Annotated in this window: 15 protein-coding genes; 4 read left to right on the top strand and 11 right to left on the bottom strand. The window is 50.7% G+C overall.

The genetic code is table 11. From position 1 onward, the window contains the following. Positions 1-48 precede the first annotated feature (48 nt). From tilS to dnaE, 3 genes are read right to left on the bottom strand one after another with little or no spacing between them, the layout of a single operon-like run. Positions 49-1518 carry a tRNA lysidine(34) synthetase TilS gene (gene tilS, locus ACFQ2T_RS01550; RefSeq protein WP_379029553.1) on the bottom strand — a complete coding sequence of 490 codons (1470 nt, stop codon included), beginning with the start codon at positions 1516-1518 and terminating at the stop codon, positions 49-51. Then, the gene (locus ACFQ2T_RS01545) at positions 1508-2503 is read right to left on the bottom strand and encodes an acetyl-CoA carboxylase carboxyltransferase subunit alpha (RefSeq protein WP_379029550.1); all 996 of its coding nucleotides are present in this window, start codon (positions 2501-2503) and stop codon (positions 1508-1510) included. The genes tilS and ACFQ2T_RS01545 overlap by 11 nt, the downstream gene beginning before the upstream one ends. A 23-nt stretch (positions 2504-2526) precedes the next feature. Then, positions 2527-6006 carry a DNA polymerase III subunit alpha gene (dnaE, locus tag ACFQ2T_RS01540; protein ID WP_379029547.1) on the bottom strand — a complete coding sequence of 1160 codons (3480 nt, stop codon included), beginning with the start codon at positions 6004-6006 and terminating at the stop codon, positions 2527-2529. A gap of 186 nt (positions 6007-6192) precedes the next feature. On the opposite strand from dnaE, the gene tpx (ACFQ2T_RS01535) reads away from it, so the two are divergent. Beyond that, positions 6193-6702 (top strand): thiol peroxidase, encoded by a 510-nt coding sequence (gene tpx / locus ACFQ2T_RS01535; RefSeq protein ID WP_379029544.1) that lies wholly within the window; start codon positions 6193-6195, stop codon positions 6700-6702. 105 nt (positions 6703-6807) lie between these two features. Then, positions 6808-7308 (top strand): thiol peroxidase, encoded by a 501-nt coding sequence (gene tpx / locus ACFQ2T_RS01530; RefSeq protein WP_379029541.1) that lies wholly within the window; start codon positions 6808-6810, stop codon positions 7306-7308. 111 nt (positions 7309-7419) lie between these two features. On the opposite strand, the gene fabF is transcribed toward tpx (ACFQ2T_RS01530), so the two are convergent. From fabF to ACFQ2T_RS01490, 8 genes are all read right to left on the bottom strand, one after another. Then, positions 7420-8652, bottom strand: a complete 1233-nt coding sequence (gene fabF, locus ACFQ2T_RS01525) for a beta-ketoacyl-ACP synthase II (RefSeq protein WP_379029539.1) — start codon at positions 8650-8652, stop codon at positions 7420-7422. Positions 8653-8703: 51 nt separating this feature from the next. Beyond that, positions 8704-8940 (bottom strand): acyl carrier protein, encoded by a 237-nt coding sequence (gene acpP, locus ACFQ2T_RS01520; RefSeq protein ID WP_055825178.1) that lies wholly within the window; start codon positions 8938-8940, stop codon positions 8704-8706. 118 nt (positions 8941-9058) lie between these two features. Then, on the bottom strand, positions 9059-9799 hold the full coding sequence (gene fabG / locus ACFQ2T_RS01515) for a 3-oxoacyl-ACP reductase FabG (protein ID WP_379029535.1): 741 nt from the start codon (positions 9797-9799) through the stop codon (positions 9059-9061). A 30-nt stretch (positions 9800-9829) separates the two neighbouring features. After that, positions 9830-10753, bottom strand: a complete 924-nt coding sequence (fabD, locus tag ACFQ2T_RS01510) for an ACP S-malonyltransferase (RefSeq protein WP_379029533.1) — start codon at positions 10751-10753, stop codon at positions 9830-9832. Between the two features lie 88 nt (positions 10754-10841). After that, positions 10842-11783: a beta-ketoacyl-ACP synthase III gene (locus ACFQ2T_RS01505; RefSeq protein WP_379029531.1), complete on the bottom strand. Its 942-nt coding sequence runs from the start codon at positions 11781-11783 to the stop codon at positions 10842-10844. A 59-nt stretch (positions 11784-11842) separates the two neighbouring features. Beyond that, on the bottom strand, positions 11843-12895 hold the full coding sequence (gene plsX / locus ACFQ2T_RS01500) for a phosphate acyltransferase PlsX (RefSeq protein WP_379029528.1): 1053 nt from the start codon (positions 12893-12895) through the stop codon (positions 11843-11845). A gap of 115 nt (positions 12896-13010) precedes the next feature. Then, a complete protein-coding gene (rpmF, locus tag ACFQ2T_RS01495) occupies positions 13011-13190 on the bottom strand; it encodes a 50S ribosomal protein L32 (protein WP_018985326.1) in 180 nt (59 codons plus the stop codon). 206 nt (positions 13191-13396) lie between these two features. Next, positions 13397-13909 carry a YceD family protein gene (locus ACFQ2T_RS01490; RefSeq protein ID WP_379029525.1) on the bottom strand — a complete coding sequence of 171 codons (513 nt, stop codon included), beginning with the start codon at positions 13907-13909 and terminating at the stop codon, positions 13397-13399. Between the two features lie 325 nt (positions 13910-14234). On the opposite strand from ACFQ2T_RS01490, the gene ACFQ2T_RS01485 reads away from it, so the two are divergent. Together ACFQ2T_RS01485 and oadA are read left to right on the top strand one after the other, a co-directional pair. Continuing rightward, positions 14235-15653 (top strand): acetyl-CoA carboxylase biotin carboxylase subunit, encoded by a 1419-nt coding sequence (locus tag ACFQ2T_RS01485; RefSeq protein WP_379029522.1) that lies wholly within the window; start codon positions 14235-14237, stop codon positions 15651-15653. Positions 15654-15687: 34 nt separating this feature from the next. Next, the gene (gene oadA / locus ACFQ2T_RS01480; protein ID WP_379029519.1) at positions 15688-17538 is read left to right on the top strand and encodes a sodium-extruding oxaloacetate decarboxylase subunit alpha; all 1851 of its coding nucleotides are present in this window, start codon (positions 15688-15690) and stop codon (positions 17536-17538) included. Positions 17539-17540: the final 2 nt, after the last annotated feature.

The following is a 17540-nucleotide window of genomic DNA, read 5'->3' as shown; positions in this document are numbered from 1 at the left end:
GTTGTTATACACCAATTTTATGGTTGTTATTGGTTGTATGCAACCAATTTATAGTGCTGTAGTGAGTGGCTGCAGCGAGATTTCCAGACCGTAAGCATTACGGCCGGGGCGCCAGGCGGCGTCTATCGCGAGAGAAGCAAGGGAAACCAGGGTTTGGCTATGTGAAGGTTGTGAGGAAACAACATTGACCAATGGATAGAAGGCGCGCTGCCACGGCGGGATGGCCAGCATCTGGAAAATGACTTTTAATTCGCGTCGCGGGCGTTTCCCATCCGGCTGCAGGCTTTCACCACCGGAGCGCGCTAATAACAGGAGTTCCAGCCCATCGGATAAAACAACGCCTTGCCCGTAGCGCTTATGCAAGGTAATGGCGGCAGGATTCACGCCCAGGCGAGCCAGGGCAATGCCACGGCCTTTGCTGACTTTAAATTGCACTTGCCAGTCGCCCCAGATCTGGCTTTTACCGCCCTGCCAGACCAATGGTGTTTTTGGCAATGCTGAGGGCTTGCCTACACAGTAAAGCCGCTGCTGGTAATGATGCAGATAAGCCTGGCGCTGCACTGCCTGCCCTTGCAATGGCAGGTGCAGATAGCGGTGCGGCTTCACTGTCGCTAACTGTTGCCAGTAGTTTTGCAATTGCTCGGTATTGGGCATGCGCAGATCAAGCTGCTGAAACCAGTAGCGCAACATATTTTTCGCACGCGCATCACCCAATTGGCGCAAACGCTGGATATCTACCGACTGCCCCAGCCACTCTTCTCGCACATCGCAGGCTAAAACATCCTGACTTGCAAGACTATCAAGCAGGGATTGCGCTTCAGCCATATGACTGGCGCTGCGTGCCAGGGCGTTATCTAATTGCGGGTAGCGCTCGCGTAACACGGGCATCGCCGTCTGCCGCATAAAATTGCGGTCAAAGCTGATATCAGTGTTGCTTTCGTCTTCCACCCACTGGTGTTGCAGATCGTGTGCCTGCTGCAGGATATCCGCTTTGCTGAACTGCAATAACGGCCTGAACAGGCGGCGTTCGGCATCCCATACACTCATGGCAGATAGCCCTTTAACACCTGCGCCGCGCATAAGCTGTAGCAGCAAGGTTTCGCTTTGGTCCTGCATATGATGCGCGGTCACTATCGCCTGCGCACCCAGTTGCTGACGCATGTGTTCCAGCGCCTGATAGCGTGCTTCCCGTGCGGTAGCTTCAACGCCTTGACCACTGCGCAGATTGACATGCACTTTATCCGAATAAAACGGGATACCCTTTTCAATGCACACACGCTCGCACAGAGATAACCAATCATCCGCATGCGGACTCAGCCCATGATGGATATGCATGGCAGATAAAGTGAATGGCAAGCGCGCTGAAAGCTGTGACAATGCATGCAACAGCACAATGGAATCCACACCGCCACTCAGGGCCAGTAGCAGATGTATCGGGGAAGTTTGAGGAGGTTGCGCAGCCAGAAAAGAGGCAATGCTCCCTTCTAACTGCGTCGAAAATACAGAATTATTTGTCACTAGTGGCTTTAAATTTACCGTAACTCATCAGGCGTTGATAACGCGTTTCCAGCAATTGCGGTATTTTTTTGGATTGCAATGTTTTCAGTTGCAGGGCAATGGTCTGGCCAATGCGCTCCATGATATCTTCGTAATTACGATGCGCGCCGCCCAATGGCTCGCTGACAATGGTGTCGATCAGCCCCAGCGACTTCAGGCGGTCTGCCGTGATGCCAAGTGTTTCTGCGGCATCCGACGCCTTGCTGGCACTCTTCCACAAAATAGAAGCACAGCCTTCGGGCGAGATCACTGAGTAGGTTGAATATTGCAGCATATTCAGGTGATCAACCACGCCTAATGCCAGCGCACCACCTGAACCACCCTCGCCAATAACGATACCGATAATCGGGGTTTTCAATTCCGCCATCACATACAGGTTACGGGCAATCGCCTCAGACTGGCCACGCTCTTCAGCACCAATACCCGGGTAAGCGCCTGGGGTATCGATCAGTGTGATGATAGGCATATTAAATTTCTCTGCCAGGCGGAACAGGCGCAAGGCCTTGCGATAGCCTTCCGGGCGTGGCATACCGAAGTTACGGTATTGACGTTCTTTGATATCACGGCCTTTTTGGTGACCCATGACCATCACCGGGATGCCGTTGAAACGGGCAATGCCGCCAACGATGGCCGGGTCATCGGCAAAAGCCCTGTCGCCATGCAGTTCCTGAAAGTCAGTAAACAGGGCGTTAATGTAATCCATGGTGTAAGGCCGCTGTGGATGGCGGGCGACCTGTGAGATTTGCCAGGCAGTTAAATTCTGGTAGGTGTCTTGCAGCAGCTTGTTATTCTTCTTTTGTAATAAATCCAGCTCTTTGGAGATATCCAGTGAATCATGCTCGTCATGAGATGATTGCAGAGCCTCAATACGCTTTTCCAGACCGGCAATAGGTTGCTCGAAATCAAGATAAGTCAGTTTACTAGGCGTTAAACGTTTGGCACTCATTATGAATTCTTTAGTTAAAAAGTTCAGGCATTATAAAGGATTTTGACATTTTCTTTTGATAACCAGCCCTGTAAATTCAGCAGCAGGTCATCGTGCAACACCACTTGCCAGTCTTCGCCCAGCATTAAACTGACTTGCGCAGCCTGGTTGTGATAATCGACCTTGATCGGGCAACGCTTCTGTTCTTCACTGGCATAGCGATAAGGCGTTAACACCGTCATTAACCGCTGCAGGTCAGATTGCCCATTGCAGCTCAGGGTCAGCATTTGTGCAAACCGGTTACGCACTGCGGCAAGGTCATAAAGCTTTCGTGCACTGACACGTATACCGCCGGAAAACTCGTCATTTGAAATGCGTCCTTCCACAATCAACAGCTGGTCTTCCTTGATCCAAGGGGCGTGTTGCAACAATAATTCAGAACCAATCACCACATCAGCCCGCCCTACCGCATCATCCAGCGTGACAATAGCCATTTTGCCACGCTGCGTCATGCGCACGCGCACGCCCATCACTACGCCTGCCAGCAGCTTAGGTTCGTTCTGTGGCGCCAGATCGCTCAGGTTACCTTTAATAAACGGGCCTAACTGTGCCTTGTAACTCAAATAAGGATGGCCGCTCAGGTAAAAACCAAGCGCTGCCTTCTCTTCCTGCAAGGCCTGTTCCGGGCTCCATGCAATCACCGCAGGTAATTGATGCTCAGTCTCTACCACCCCGCCAAACAGGCAATCCTGCCCGGCATGTGCAGCACGCTGCTCAGCGGCGCTGATCGCACCATCCAACCCGGCCAGTAGTGCCGCACGGTTCTGTTCCAGCTTGTCAAATGCACCGGCACGTATCAACGATTCCATCACGCGCCGGTTCACCTTGCGTAGATCCAGGCGCTGGCAAAAATCAAAGATATCCTTGAACGGACCTTCAGCCTCGCGCGAGGCGACAATCAGGTCAATCGCCGCACCGCCTGTACCCTTGATTGCACCCAGGCCATACAAGATTTGCTGCGCACTCATAGGCTTGAACTGGTAAATGCTGGCGTTTACATCCGGTGGTAATACATCTACATGGTTGCCGCTGCAATCATCAAAAAACGTATGCACGTTATCCGTATTGTTCATGTCGGCAGACATGGTGGCTGCCAGGAAAGCGGCCGGATAATGCGCTTTCAGGTAAGCGGTATGGTAAGCCACCAGGGCATAAGCGGCGGCGTGCGACTTGTTAAAGCCGTAGCCGGCAAATTTTTCCAGCAAGTCAAACAGTTCATTCGATTGCTGCAAAGTCAGGCCATTCTTCAGCGCACCCTCGTTAAATATTTCACGCTGTATCACCATCTCTTCGGGCTTTTTCTTACCCATGGCGCGTCGCAGCAAGTCTGCACCACCCAGGCTGAACCCGGCCACCACCTGTGCAATCTGCATCACCTGTTCCTGGTAGACGGCAATCCCGTAAGTTTCTTTCAGGATAGACTCGGTGGAGGCATGCGGATACTCCACGCGCTGGGTCCCGTGTTTGCGTCGGCAGAAATCCGGAATCAAATCCATTGGGCCAGGCCGGTACAGCGCTACGAGGGCGATAATATCTTCAAACAGGTCAGGCTTGGCCTGTTTAAGCATGTCCTTCATGCCGCGCGATTCCAGCTGGAATACCGCGGTGGTATTGGCGGTTTTCAGCAGGTGGTAGCTGCGTTTATCATCCAGCGGGATAGTCTCGAAACTGAGTGGTGGGAGCTCCTCTTGCGCACGTTGCGCATTGGCGTTTTCCAATGCCATATTGAGGATGGTCAGGGTACGCAGGCCCAAAAAGTCAAACTTGACCAGGCCAACGGCTTCCACGTCATCCTTGTCATACTGGCTGACCAGGCTGTCACCATTGGGCTGGCAATAGATAGGTGAAAAATCCGAAATCTTGCCCGGGGCGATCAATACGCCACCGGCGTGCATACCGATGTTACGCACCAGGCCTTCCAGGCGTAATGCCAGGGAAAGTAATTCCGAAACCTCTTCCTCTTTTTCACGGCGCTCCTGCAGTTGCGGTTCTTTCTCCAGCGCAGACTCCAGCGTGATGCCAAGCTCTAAAGGAATCAACTTGGCGATGCCATCCACAAAGTTGAATGGCAGGTCGAGTACGCGGCCAACATCGCGGATCACCGCTTTGGCCGCCATGGTACCGAAGGTGGCGATTTGGGATACCGATGCCAGGCCATATTTGTTCTTCACGTAATCGATGACGCGGTCACGGCCTTCCTGGCAGAAGTCGATATCGAAGTCGGGCATGGATACCCGCTCAGGGTTGAGAAATCGCTCAAACAGCAAGTTGTATTTGAGCGGGTCCAGGTCAGTAATGCCCAGGCTGTAAGCGACCAGTGACCCGGCACCGGAACCCCGGCCCGGCCCTACCGGCACGCCATTATTTTTGGCCCAGTTGATAAAGTCGGCCACGATCAGGAAGTAGCCAGGGAAACCCATCTGGATAATGATGCCGCATTCAAATTGCAGCCGTTCTTCGTATTCAGTGCGCTTTTGCTCTCGTTTAGCCTCATCCGGGTAGAGGTAGGCAAGCCGCTTTTCCAGTCCCTGTTTGGACTGGTCGATCAGGAAAGCGTCCAGGCTTTCTCCGTTCGGCGTAGGGAAATCCGGCAGGTAGTTTTTACCCAGTGTAAGGGCCAGGTTGCAGCGCTTGGCGATTTCTACCGCATTCTGCAAAGCAATCGGCATATCGGCAAACAATACCTGCATTTCTGCCTGTGTTTTCACATACTGTGACGCCAAAAAGCGTTTGGGTCGTCTCTTGTCTGCCAGCACATAGCCTTCAGCGATACAGGTACGCGCTTCATGCGCCATGAAATCATCAGGCGTCTGAAACTGGATAGGATGCGTGGCAACCAGAGGTAAATCCAGTTGCTGCGCAATCAGTACGGTTTGCTGTATGCATTGTTCCTGGGCACGCGACTCCTGGCTGCCGGGCTCATGCACACGCTGCACTTCCAGATAGTAACGTCCCTGAAAAATCTGCGCCCATTGCCTGGCTGATTGCAGCGCCTGGGCCTGGTTACCGGCTTGCAAGGCCTGGCCAATATCACCCGCCAGGAAGCCCGACAGCATCAGCAAGCCTGCATTTTTCTCCTGCAGCCATTCGGTCTTGATTTCTGCCCGTTCACGGTACTGGTTTTCCAGGTAAGCGCGGCTCAGCAACTCGCATAAATGGCGATAGCCTTGCGGGTTTTGCACCAATAACAACATGCGTTGCGGCTGGTCACGCTGCAACGCATTTTCTACCCAAACATCACAACCGAGCAGAGGCTTCAGGCCTTTGCTGCGTGCAGCATTATAGAATTTCACTGCACCAAACAGGTTGGCAAGGTCAGTCAGTGCCAGAGCTGGCATGCCATCTTGCTTGACTGCTTTGACATAATCGCCGATGCGCACAGTGCCATCCACAATGGAATATTCACTGTGGCAACGCAGGTGGACAAATGCGGGCGATAGAGTTGGAGTGAGGGGCGCTTCCATAGGGTTATTTTACCCGCCATCCCCTTTTTTGTGACGGATGCTGATGCAAATAATCTGATTGACAGGGTCAAAATGACCGCCTGATCAAGTAATAAACTACGGTCTTAACAGTTGCAAAAAGCACTTAAGGGCAGTGGCAATATGCACTATGATGTCAGGCTTACTGATAATTGAATGTTACTGATCATGTCTCACGCTATTTCACAGCTTGATGAACCTATTCTTGTGGAAGACAACTTACTGCGCGTGGGCGAAGTACTGCCTTTTTTCCAGCTGGTGAATCATGCTCTGGAAGATATCACGCTTGAATCATTTCAGGGCAAGCGCAAGATACTGCATTTTTTCCCTGGTATCGATACGCCGGCCAGCGCGGATAGCGTACGCAGACTGGATGCACTGGGCAAAACACTTCCTAACACCATTATCCTGAATATCTCCCCGGACCTGCCTTTTACCATGACACGCTTCGCTGAAGCAGAACATCTGGTGAATAGCATTAACCTTTCCTCCTTGCGTGGTCGCGATATGTTCAAGAATTATGGCGTGCTGATCATGTCGAGCAAGCTGGCAGGTTTACCTGCGCGCGCCCTGATGGTGGCCGATGAAAATGATATGGTATTACATGTGGAACTGGTTGATGACCTGACCAGGGAACCTGACTTTGAGGCCGCGCTTAAGTCACTGATGGCTCACTAACAGTTCACCTGCAGCCTGATTACCTTATTTTTTATAAGGTTGATTGCCAACTCGCGAAGCGCTACAGTAGCTACTTTTACCACTTAACCCGTTTTGGAGAACACTATGGCAAGCGTAACGCTTAAAGGTAACCCGGTCGCTGTTGGCGGAAAATTTCTGGCAGTTGGTGATACAGCACCTGATTTTCAGCTGGCAGATGCCAAACGCACATTGGTAGGTCTGGACGCCTACGCTGGCAAACGTAAAGTGCTCAACATTTTCCCTAGCATTGATACACCTACTTGCGCCACTTCTGTGCGCACTTTCAACAAAGAAGCCAGCAAGGCCAGCAACACCGCTGTGCTGTGCATTTCTGCAGATTTGCCATTTGCGCAAAGCCGTTTCTGTGGTGCTGAAGGCCTGGAAAACGTAGTGACTTTGTCTACTTTCCGTGACACTGCAAAATTTGCCAATGACTACGGTGTATTCATCACTGACAGCAGCCTGGCTGGTTTAACTGCCCGCGCAGTGGTTGTACTGGATGAAAACAACAAAGTATTGCATAGCGAGCTGGTAGGCGAGATTGCGAACGAGCCTAACTACGACGCGGCCCTGGCTGTTTTGTAATAGCTCAAGAACGGGCGATTGCTAAAATCGCCTGTACGAGCCAGAATCAACCCCTGATTCACCCAATAAAAAAGCCAGCTTGCGCTGGCTTTTTTATTGGGTGATAGAAACTTAAACGCGCTTGAACAACAAGCTGCCGTTAGTACCACCGAAACCGAAGTTGTTTTTCAAGGCATATTCAATCTTCAAATCACGTGCTGTGTTGGCACAATAGTCCAGGTCACATTCGGGATCCTGATTGAATATGTTGATGGTTGGTGGCGATACCTGATGGTAGATCGACAACACGGTAAACACTGATTCCAGACCACCGGCACCACCTAACAAGTGACCAGTCATTGATTTCGTAGAGTTAACTACCAAATTATAAGCATGATCACCAAAGGTAGCCTTAATGGCATTGGTTTCATTAGCATCACCCAAAGGTGTTGAAGTGCCATGCGCATTCATAAACTGCACCTGGTCAGGGCTGACGCCTGCGTTTTTCAATGCATTGACCATAGAACGGCGTGGACCGTCCATATTGGGTGCAGTCATATGGTAAGCATCTGCACTCAACCCATAACCTGAGACTTCGGCATAGATTCTTGCGCCACGTGCCTTGGCATGCTCGTATTCTTCCAGCACCAATACACCGGCACCTTCACCAATGACGAAACCATCACGGTCTTTATCCCAGGGACGACTTGCCGTGGTCGGATCATCATTGCGGCCAGATAAGGCGCGCGCAGAGGCGAAGCCGCCTACGCTCAATTCTGTAATGGCTGCTTCTGCACCGCCAGCGACCATCACATCGGCATCACCGTATTCAATCATACGCGCCGCTTCACCAATGCTATGCGTGCCGGTAGTACAGGCAGTCACAATAGCAATGTTTGGCCCTTTCAGGCCCAGCATGATAGACAGGTTACCGGAAATCATATTAATGATAGTGCCAGGGATGAAGAATGGCGATATTTTGCGCGGGCCACCGTCATCGTAACTGTCGTTGGTGGATTCAATCAAACCAAGGCCACCAATACCTGAACCAATCGTGACACCGATACGTTCGGCATTGGTTTCTGTCACTTCCAGACCGGAATCCTTGAAGGCTTCCAGGCCAGCTGCCAGGCCATACTGGATAAACGTATCCATTCGGCGGGCATCCTTGGCGGGGATATAGTCTTCGGCATTAAAGCCTTTGACCTCACCAGCAATTTGCGATGCAAATGGCGTCGGATCAAATTTGGTGATGCGGGTAATGCCTGATTGACCAGCGATAAGATTGTTCCAGGCGTTCTGGTAGCCAATCCCTACTGGAGACACCACGCCTAAGCCGGTTACTACTACTCTGCGTTTGGTCATAATAGAAATCAGCCCTCTTGCGAGGGCTGATTAAAAGAATAAGTCAATGAATTACTTGAGATTAGCGCTGACGTAGTCAATCGCTTGCTGAACGGTTGTAATTTTTTCGGCTTCTTCGTCAGGGATTTCGCAATCGAATTCTTCTTCCAAAGCCATTACCAATTCTACCGTGTCCAGAGAATCTGCACCCAGATCATCCACGAAGGATGAAGTGTTTTTTACGTCAGCTTCGTTTGCACCTAATTGTTCACAAACGATTTTCTTTACGCGTTGTTCGATGTCGGACATCTAAAATACCCCTTATTGATAAGTGTCGTGTTCAGTAAACCGGTATTCTAGCAAATCTTGCCCAGAATACCAAAAAACTATTATTAAAATGAGATAGCAAATACTCCTGGCATTTCAACTATGCGCTATACATGCCACCATTCACGTGAATGGTCTCGCCTGTAATGTACGCTGCTGCTGGCGATGCCAGGAAAGCCACCGTCGCTGCAACTTCATATACCTGCCCCAGGCGGCCGGCCGCGATGCGTTCAAGCATTTTGGTTTTAATGTCTTCCGGCAATTCAGCGGTCATATCGGTTTCAATAAAGCCAGGCGCGACACAGTTGACGGTAATGTTACGGCTACCGACCTCTTGTGCCAGTGACTTGGTAAAGCCGGTCATGCCGGCCTTGGCGGCAGCATAATTGGTTTGACCGCCATTGCCCATGTGGCCGACCACGCTGGAAATATTAATGATGCGGCCATTTCGCGCTTTCATCATCGGCCGTAATACGGCCTGGCTCATGCGGAATACGGATTTCAGGTTGGTGTTTAATACGGCATCCCAATCTTCATCTTTCATGCGCATCAGCAAGGTATCTTTGGTAATACCGGCATTATTGACCAGGATAGTCACATCGCCGTACTGGTCGGCAATTTTCTTCAGCACTGCATCAATCTGCTCCGGCTCTGTGACATCCAGCGCCATGCCTACACCATTGACGCCTGCGGCTTTCAGTGAAGTGGTAATCGCATCAGCGCCACTGGCTGAAGTGGCTGTACCGACCACGATGGCGCCCTGCTTGCCCAGTTCCAGAGCAATGGCAGCACCAATGCCGCGACTGGCGCCGGTGACCAGCACTACTTGTTGATTCAGCATAATCTCTCCTTTTTCACAGCGTACTTTTTATTATTGGTTGACAAAAGTTTGGATGGCTTCTTCGTTGACCAGCGCCACACAGCTTACTTCTGCCACGATACGCTTGGCCAAACCAGCCAATACTTTACCCGGCCCGCACTCTGCGCTGATCAGTACCTGCTGGGAAGCTAATAATTGCACCGTTTCAACCCAGCGTACCGGATGATAGAGTTGGCGTATCAAAGCATCCTTGATCTGGGCTGCATCACTGTAAGCGGCGACATCCGCGTTGTGCAACACAGGAACTAGCGGCGTTTGCACAGCTACATTCTTTAAATAATCACGTAACTTTTCGGCGGCAGGCTTCATTAAATCGCAATGCGAAGGCACGCTGACCGGCAACGGCAGTGCACGTTTGGCACCTTTGGCTTTTGCCAGTTCCATGCCGCGCTCAACCGCCGCTTTTTCACCGGCGATCACCACCTGTCCTGGAGAATTAAAGTTAACCGCCTGCACTACCTGGCCTTGTGCCGCTTCGCTGCAGATTGCACGTACAGTGTCATCATCCAACCCTAAAATCGCAGCCATGGCACCCTGACCTTCAGGTACAGCCTGTTGCATGACTTCGGCGCGGAATTTTACCAATGGCAATGCGTCAGCAAAACTCAGCGCGCCAGCAGCCACCAGTGCAGTGTATTCACCCAGGCTATGGCCAGCCATTGCTGCAGGCTGTTTACCGCCAAGGCTTTGATAGACTCGCCAGGTGGCGATGCCAGCAGTCAACATGATCGGCTGTGTATTCTCGGTCAGGTTGATCGCATCATTAGGCTCTGTGGCCATCTTCCAGAAATCCACACCCAACACACTTGAAGCTTCTTCAAATGTTTGTTTAACAATGGCGTGAGACGCCAGGGCCTGCATCATGCCCACAGATTGTGAACCCTGACCAGGAAAGAAAAAAGCAAATGTAGACATAGGCATTTAAAATCAGTAATTAATTAAGTAATAAGCAGGAATCAGGGCTTTTATAAATGCGCATTGCGCAACTCACTCAACGGTGAAATTAAAACCTTACCAGCGCAGAGCCCCAGGTAAACCCGCCACCAAATGCTTCCATCAGTAAAATATGCCCGCGCTGGATGCGGCCATCCCTGATCGCCGTATCCAAGGCTAAAGGAATGGAAGCGGCTGAGGTATTACCGTGCTTATCTACGGTGACAATCACCTTATCCATGGGCATATCCAGTTTTTTGGCGGTTGCCTGCAGAATACGGATATTGGCCTGGTGCGGTACCAGCCAGTCGATATCGGTTTTTTGCATCTGGTTGGCTTCCAGCGTTTCGTCGACAATCTGGTCCAGCGTATTCACGGCAATCTTAAACACCGTATTACCTTCCATCACTACGGTGTCTGGTCCATCCGGGTTACGTGGCACATGCAAATGATTTTCGTAATTGCCGTCAGCATGGATATGGGTAGACAGCACACCAGGCTCATCACTGGTTTGGAGAATGACGGCGCCAGCGCCATCACCCCACAAAATACAGTTACTGCGGTCGGTGTAATCACAAATGCGGGTAAAGGTATCGGCGCCTATGACCAGCACGTTTTTATGCTCGCCTGAGCGCATAAAATGCGTGGCAGTCGCCAAGGCATAGATAAATCCGCTACAGACGGCCTGTACATCAAAGGCAGGACAGCCGGAGATGCCAAGTTTGCGCTGCACCATGGTGGCGACACTAGGGAAGATTTTATCAGGGGTGGTGGTGGCGACGATAATCAGATCAATGTCCTGCGCCTGAATGCCTGCCGCCTCAATCGCATTGAGTGCAGCCTTGGTAGCCAGGTCACTGGTCAGTTCATCGGTGACACGATGGCGCTGTTTGATACCGGTGCGGGAAAATATCCACTCGTCAGTGGTATCGACCAATTTTTCCAAATCAAGATTGGTCAATAAAGTGGGCGGCAGATAGCTGCCAGTCCCTGCAATACGTGTGTGAATCATGGGTGCGATTATGCCTTAAATGGAAAAAAACGCCTAACAGAACAATGGCTGCGAGCGCATCAGGACTCTTCTGCAGTCGCCAGATGTTCGATTTCGAGTTGCGCCTGAATACGCTTTAAAACGCCGCTTTGTGCTTCTTCCATCGCCACGTGAATCGCATGGTAAAAGCCGACGCTATCTGCTCCGCCATGACTTTTTACGACAATGCCACGCAGTCCGAGAAAGCTGGCGCCATTATAAAGACGCGGATCTACCCGCTTTTTGAAAGCTTTTAAGACAGGAAAAGCACCGAGCGCCATCAACTTGGTCAGCCAGTTACGTTTGAACTCCTGGGTGAGGAATTTACCCATCATGTGCGCCAGGCCTTCCGTCGTTTTTAGCGAAACATTGCCGACAAAGCCATCACAGACCACCACATCTGTGGTGCCCTTGAAAATATCGTCACCTTCAACGTTGCCGTAAAAATTGAGATGGCTGCCACGCAGCAATTCAGCCGCCTGCTTGGCCACTTCATTGCCTTTGATATCTTCAGAACCAATATTGAGCAAGCCTATGGTCGGGTTAGGCTTGTTATTGACACAACTCACCACCATGGCACCCATGATGGCAAACTGGTACAGATGTTCAGGCGTACAATCCGCATTCGCACCCAAATCGAGCATAAAGGTACTGCCTTTTTCAGAAGGCAAAGTAGAAGCAATCGCCGGACGATCAATGCCTGGCAATGTTTTAAGAACGAAACGTGCGGTTGCCATCAGTGCGCCGGTATTGCCTGCGCTGACGCAAGCCTGTGCTTCACCGGTTTTCACCATGTTGATCGCCACCCGCATGGAAGAATCTTTTTTGTTCTTCATCGCGCTTTGCGGAGATTCACTCATCAACACCACTTCCGTTGAATGATGCACGCGCAACCGCGGGCTGGGCGAAACATGCAATACTTTCAGTTCTGCCTCTATGGCATCCTGCAAACCGACCAGAACAATATTAAGATTAGGATTCTCGTTCAGGATGCGCACTGCCGCAGGCACGGTCACATGCGGACCGTGATCGCCTCCCATGGCGTCTATCGCAATCACAACTTCCTGTGATTGACCGTGTTGACCAGTAGTCATGTTATTTCCCATGTTCACTGCGCTGCGCCGAAACGCAGGCATACGCCAGATACACAAACGCCGCGCATTTTGTGCGCGGCGCAGTTTGAAACGTTGTTACTTTTTTACCAGCGAATTACTCGCCTTTTGCTGGCATCACTTTACGGCCACGGTAAAAACCGTTTGGGCTCACGTGATGACGCAAATGTACTTCACCAGTTGTTGGCTCGATTGCCAAAGGTGGGTTTGTCAAGAAGTCGTGTGAACGGTGCATACCACGCTTGGACGGTGTCTTTTTGTTTTGCTGAACTGCCATTTTAAATTACTCCAAAATTAACCGCCGCAATTTGTAAATGGGCAGTTTAAAAAACCAGAATTGCTACCTAATCCAGCATTATAAAATATTCCAGAGACAACTGCAAACAAATCCTGCAACTGTCGCTTTTCATTACCTTTATTAGCTGAATGCAGACTCAGATACGCCATTCATTAACTTAATTAACCGGCTTTTTACGGCAAGCTTTATTTATCCAGCTTCAAATTTTTAAGTGCAGCAAAAGGATTGGGCTTTTCACCGGCAGTCTTCTGCAAAGGTGCACATGTCTCTTCGTGCATCACCGCAATTGGCAAGGCCATCAGCAGCTCATCCTCAACCAACGATTCAAATGCAGACTCGGCGCTCGATTCCAGCCAATCCACATCCTCGTCCTCGAGCAAGGCCTCAGGCGGTTCATCACACACTGCAAATTCAAACTGCACATCCAGAAATTGCGGCATGGGCGCAAAACATCGCTGGCAAATAAGCGGCAAATTTGTTTGCACCGCCAAACCAAGCATAGGTAATTGTGCGTCACCAAAATAACGTGGCGGCAAACCCTGCAATTGATAAACAACCGACACCTTGGCCAACGCCTGGTCGTCAGTGACTCCCAGTTCGCTTAAAGCTTCTTGCAGACGCGGCAGCGATGCTATCGTCAGCACCCCTTCGCTCTTCTTTTGCTGCCTGGCCAACTCCTGATAACGTGCGTTCGACAAAAAACTCTCCTTCTATACATTACTCTTTAATATAGCAAACTATGCAGTGATTGACGAATCCTTATATACAGCGCCATAGCCCGTGATTACTTGATACTGGATAAGCTGCAGTTTTTTGTTATAATAACGTCGCTTCACGCAGTGCTCTTTTCGAGAGTACAACCATGGTGCGGTGAGTATTATCGACCATCCTATCCGACGGTCTAGAGAGTACTTAACCACAACCAAACTAGCCAAAACATTGTTGACTGAGACGTTAAAATCCCTTATGAAACAATGTGCTTAACAAAAACTCTGTCCTTTTTTCTTGCTTTAAGGGTAATGTGTGTTTAAGAAAATTTTAGTCGCGAATCGCGGTGAAATTGCGGTGCGCATTGTGCGCGCATGTTCGGAAATGGGCATTAAATCCGTGGCCATCTATTCCGACGCCGATCGCCATGCATTGCATGTCAAAAAAGCTGATGAGGCTTACAACATCGGTTCCGACCCGGTTGCGGGTTACCTGAATGCACATAATATTGTGAATATTGCCGTCGCCGCTGGCTGTGACGCGCTGCACCCTGGTTATGGCTTTCTATCCGAAAATCCGGAACTGGCAGAAGTCTGTGACCGCCGGGGTATCAAGTTTATTGGCCCGGAAGCACATGTGATCCGTCAGATGGGCGACAAGATTCAAGCACGTAATGCCATGATAGATGCAGGCATTCCATGCGTGCCGGGTAGCGATGGCAACCTGGAATCACTCGACGCTGCGATTGCATTAGCAAAAAAAATTGGTTACCCGATCATGCTGAAAGCCACTAACGGTGGCGGTGGCCGCGGTATTCGCCGTTGTGACAGTGAAAAAGACTTACTGAGCAATTATGATCGTGTGATTTCAGAAGCCAGCAAGGCTTTCGGCAAGCCGGAAGTGTTCCTGGAAAAATGCGTAGTGCATCCGCGCCATATTGAAGTACAAATACTGGCTGACTCCCAGGGCAACGTGATTCACCTGTTTGAGCGCGATTGCTCTATTCAGCGCCGTAACCAGAAGCTGATTGAAATCGCACCCTCTCCTCAGTTATCACAAGCTCAACGCGATTATATCGGTGGCCTGGGCGTGAAAGCGGCTAAAGCCGTCGGCTATGAAAATGCCGGTACCGTCGAATTCCTGCTGGATTCAGACAACAATTTCTACTTCATGGAAATGAACACACGCTTGCAGGTGGAACATACCGTGACTGAAACCATCACCGGTGTGGATATCGTTCAGCAACAGATTCGCGTTGCTGCCGGTTTGCCGTTGCAATATAAGCAAAGCGAAATTGCTTTCCGTGGTTTCGCCATGGAATACCGTGTCAATGCGGAGGATCCGCAAAAAGACTTCCTGCCCAGCTTTGGCAAAATCACCCGTTACTATGCACCTGGCGGTCCGGGCGTACGTATGGATGCCGCGATTTACAGTGGCTATGTGATTCCGCCCTACTATGACTCCATGTGCGCCAAGCTGACTGTCTGGGCACTGGACTGGGAAGGCGTGATTGAACGCGGTCGCCGTGCATTGAATGACATGGTGGTCTACGGCGTTAAAACCACGATTCCATACTACCAGCAGATCATGTTGCACCCGGATTTCCGTGCGGCCAATTTCAATACCAGCTTTGTGGAACAACACCCTGAACTGACTGAATATGACGTTGGATTACCGAAAGAATTGATGGCCGCAGCGATTGCAGCTGCAATTGCCGCCCACGAAGGCATTTAATTAACGTATCGCAGATTATTAGATCGACAAGATTATGAGCAAAATACATATCACCGAACTCGTTTTAAGAGATGGTCACCAATCCTTGATCGCGACGCGCATGCGTACCGAAGATATGCTGCCTATCGCCAGCAAGCTGGATGATGTTGGTTTCTGGTCTCTTGAAGCCTGGGGCGGGGCCACTTTTGACGCCTGCGTGCGTTTTCTGAAAGAAGACCCATGGGAGCGCCTGAGCAAGCTGCGCAAGGCTTTGCCTAACACGCCTATCAATATGTTGCTGCGTGGGCAGAACCTGCTGGGCTATCGTCATTACTCAGATGATGTCGTGCATGCCTTCGTCAAACAGGCTGCCGATACCGGTGTTGATGTGTTCCGTATCTTTGATGCGATGAACGATATCCGCAACCTGAAAACAGCGATTGAAGCGGTTAAATCGGTTAAAAAACACGCAATCGGTACATTGTCCTTCACCACCAGCCCGGTGCATGACGTGGCTTACTTCGTCAGCATGGCGAAAGAGCTGGAAGCTTTGGGCTGCGACAGCATAGGCGTGAAAGACATGGCTGGCCTGCTGACACCAACCCTGGCTGGCGAACTGGTCAGGGAACTGAAAGCAGCTGTAAGCCTGCCTATCCATATGCATAGTCATGCCACTTCTGGCCTGGCCAGTATGGTGATGCTGAAGAGCGTTGAAAACGGTGTCGATATTATCGATACCTGTAACTCCTCTTTCTCCGAAGGTGCAAGTCACCCTACCACTGAGAGCCTGGTCGCTGCCTTGCGCGGGACTGAATACGATACCGGCCTCGACCTGGGTAAATTGCAGGAAATCACAGCCTACTTTAAAGATGTTCGTAAGAAATACTGGCAATTCGAAAGCGAATTCACTGGCGTGGATACCCGTGTACTGGTTAACCAGGTGCCGGGCGGTATGATCTCCAACCTGTCCAACCAGCTGAAAGAGCAAGGCGCGCTCAACCGTATGGATGAAGTGCTGGCCGAAATCCCGCGTGTGCGTGAAGATCTGGGCTTTCCTCCATTGGTAACCCCAACCTCACAAATCGTGGGTACCCAGGCAGTATTGAACGTACTTACCGGTGGCCGCTACAAATCCATCACCAACGAAGTAAAGAATTACCTGCTAGGCCAGTATGGTAAATCGCCAGCGCCGGTAAATGCGGAAATACGCCAGAAAGCGGTTGGCAATGCGGAAGTCATCACTTGCCGTCCGGCGGATTTGCTGCAACCGGAAATGACCAAGTTGCAGGGTGAAGCAGAACGCTTTGCTAACAATGAAAAAGACGTGCTGACCTATGCCATGTTCCCGGATATCGGCCAGACTTTCCTGCAAGAGCGTAATGCCGGTTCACTGCAGCCTGAACAGTTACTGAGCAAGGAAGCCGTGACGCAGCAAACCGCTGCTGCACGCTACGCTCCAAATGAATTTAATATCACGCTGCACGGTGAAACCTACCATATCAAACTGACTGGTAGCGGCCATGCCGGTGAAGAGCGCCGTCCTTACTACGTCAAAGTAGATGGTATCTCTGAAGAAGTCTTCGTTGAAACCTTGGACGAAATGGAAATCAGTGATGGTGGCAATTCCAACGGTGGCAAGAAAAAAGCGGCTGCCGTGACTTCCAGTGGCCGTCCTCGCCCTACCCATCCAGGCTGCGTGACTACTGCCATGCCAGGCACTATCGTGACTGTTAAAGTAAACGTTGGTGACAAAGTGAATGCCGGTGATGGCGTACTGGTGATCGAAGCCATGAAAATGGAAAACGAAATCCAGTCCAGCAAAGCAGGTACTGTGGTTGCTATTCACGTAGCCAAAGGCGATAGCGTAACGCCTGACGAAACGTTGATTGAAATTCAACCTGATTAATC

The sequence above is a fragment of the Methylophilus flavus genome (assembly GCF_042678905.1).
GTDB lineage: Bacteria > Pseudomonadota > Gammaproteobacteria > Burkholderiales > Methylophilaceae > Methylophilus > Methylophilus flavus.
Note: the sequence above shows the minus strand (reverse complement) of the source record. Positions and strands in the feature narration are given on the sequence as shown.

What these genes read in the sequence shown, in the direction of transcription:
- plsX (WP_379029528.1), bottom strand. Translation starts at nt 12,895, where the DNA reads ATGACTACTGGTCAACACGGTCAATCACAGGAAGTTGTGATTGCGATA.
- fabF (WP_379029539.1), bottom strand. Translation starts at nt 8,652, where the DNA reads ATGACCAAACGCAGAGTAGTAGTAACCGGCTTAGGCGTGGTGTCTCCA.
- tpx (WP_379029541.1), top strand. Translation starts at nt 6,808, where the DNA reads ATGGCAAGCGTAACGCTTAAAGGTAACCCGGTCGCTGTTGGCGGAAAA.
- tpx (WP_379029544.1), top strand. Translation starts at nt 6,193, where the DNA reads ATGTCTCACGCTATTTCACAGCTTGATGAACCTATTCTTGTGGAAGAC.
- oadA (WP_379029519.1), top strand. Translation starts at nt 15,688, where the DNA reads ATGAGCAAAATACATATCACCGAACTCGTTTTAAGAGATGGTCACCAA.
- ACFQ2T_RS01505 (WP_379029531.1), bottom strand. Translation starts at nt 11,783, where the DNA reads ATGATTCACACACGTATTGCAGGGACTGGCAGCTATCTGCCGCCCACT.
- fabD (WP_379029533.1), bottom strand. Translation starts at nt 10,753, where the DNA reads ATGTCTACATTTGCTTTTTTCTTTCCTGGTCAGGGTTCACAATCTGTG.
- rpmF (WP_018985326.1), bottom strand. Translation starts at nt 13,190, where the DNA reads ATGGCAGTTCAGCAAAACAAAAAGACACCGTCCAAGCGTGGTATGCAC.
- fabG (WP_379029535.1), bottom strand. Translation starts at nt 9,799, where the DNA reads ATGCTGAATCAACAAGTAGTGCTGGTCACCGGCGCCAGTCGCGGCATT.
- ACFQ2T_RS01545 (WP_379029550.1), bottom strand. Translation starts at nt 2,503, where the DNA reads ATGAGTGCCAAACGTTTAACGCCTAGTAAACTGACTTATCTTGATTTC.
- acpP (WP_055825178.1), bottom strand. Translation starts at nt 8,940, where the DNA reads ATGTCCGACATCGAACAACGCGTAAAGAAAATCGTTTGTGAACAATTA.
- dnaE (WP_379029547.1), bottom strand. Translation starts at nt 6,006, where the DNA reads ATGGAAGCGCCCCTCACTCCAACTCTATCGCCCGCATTTGTCCACCTG.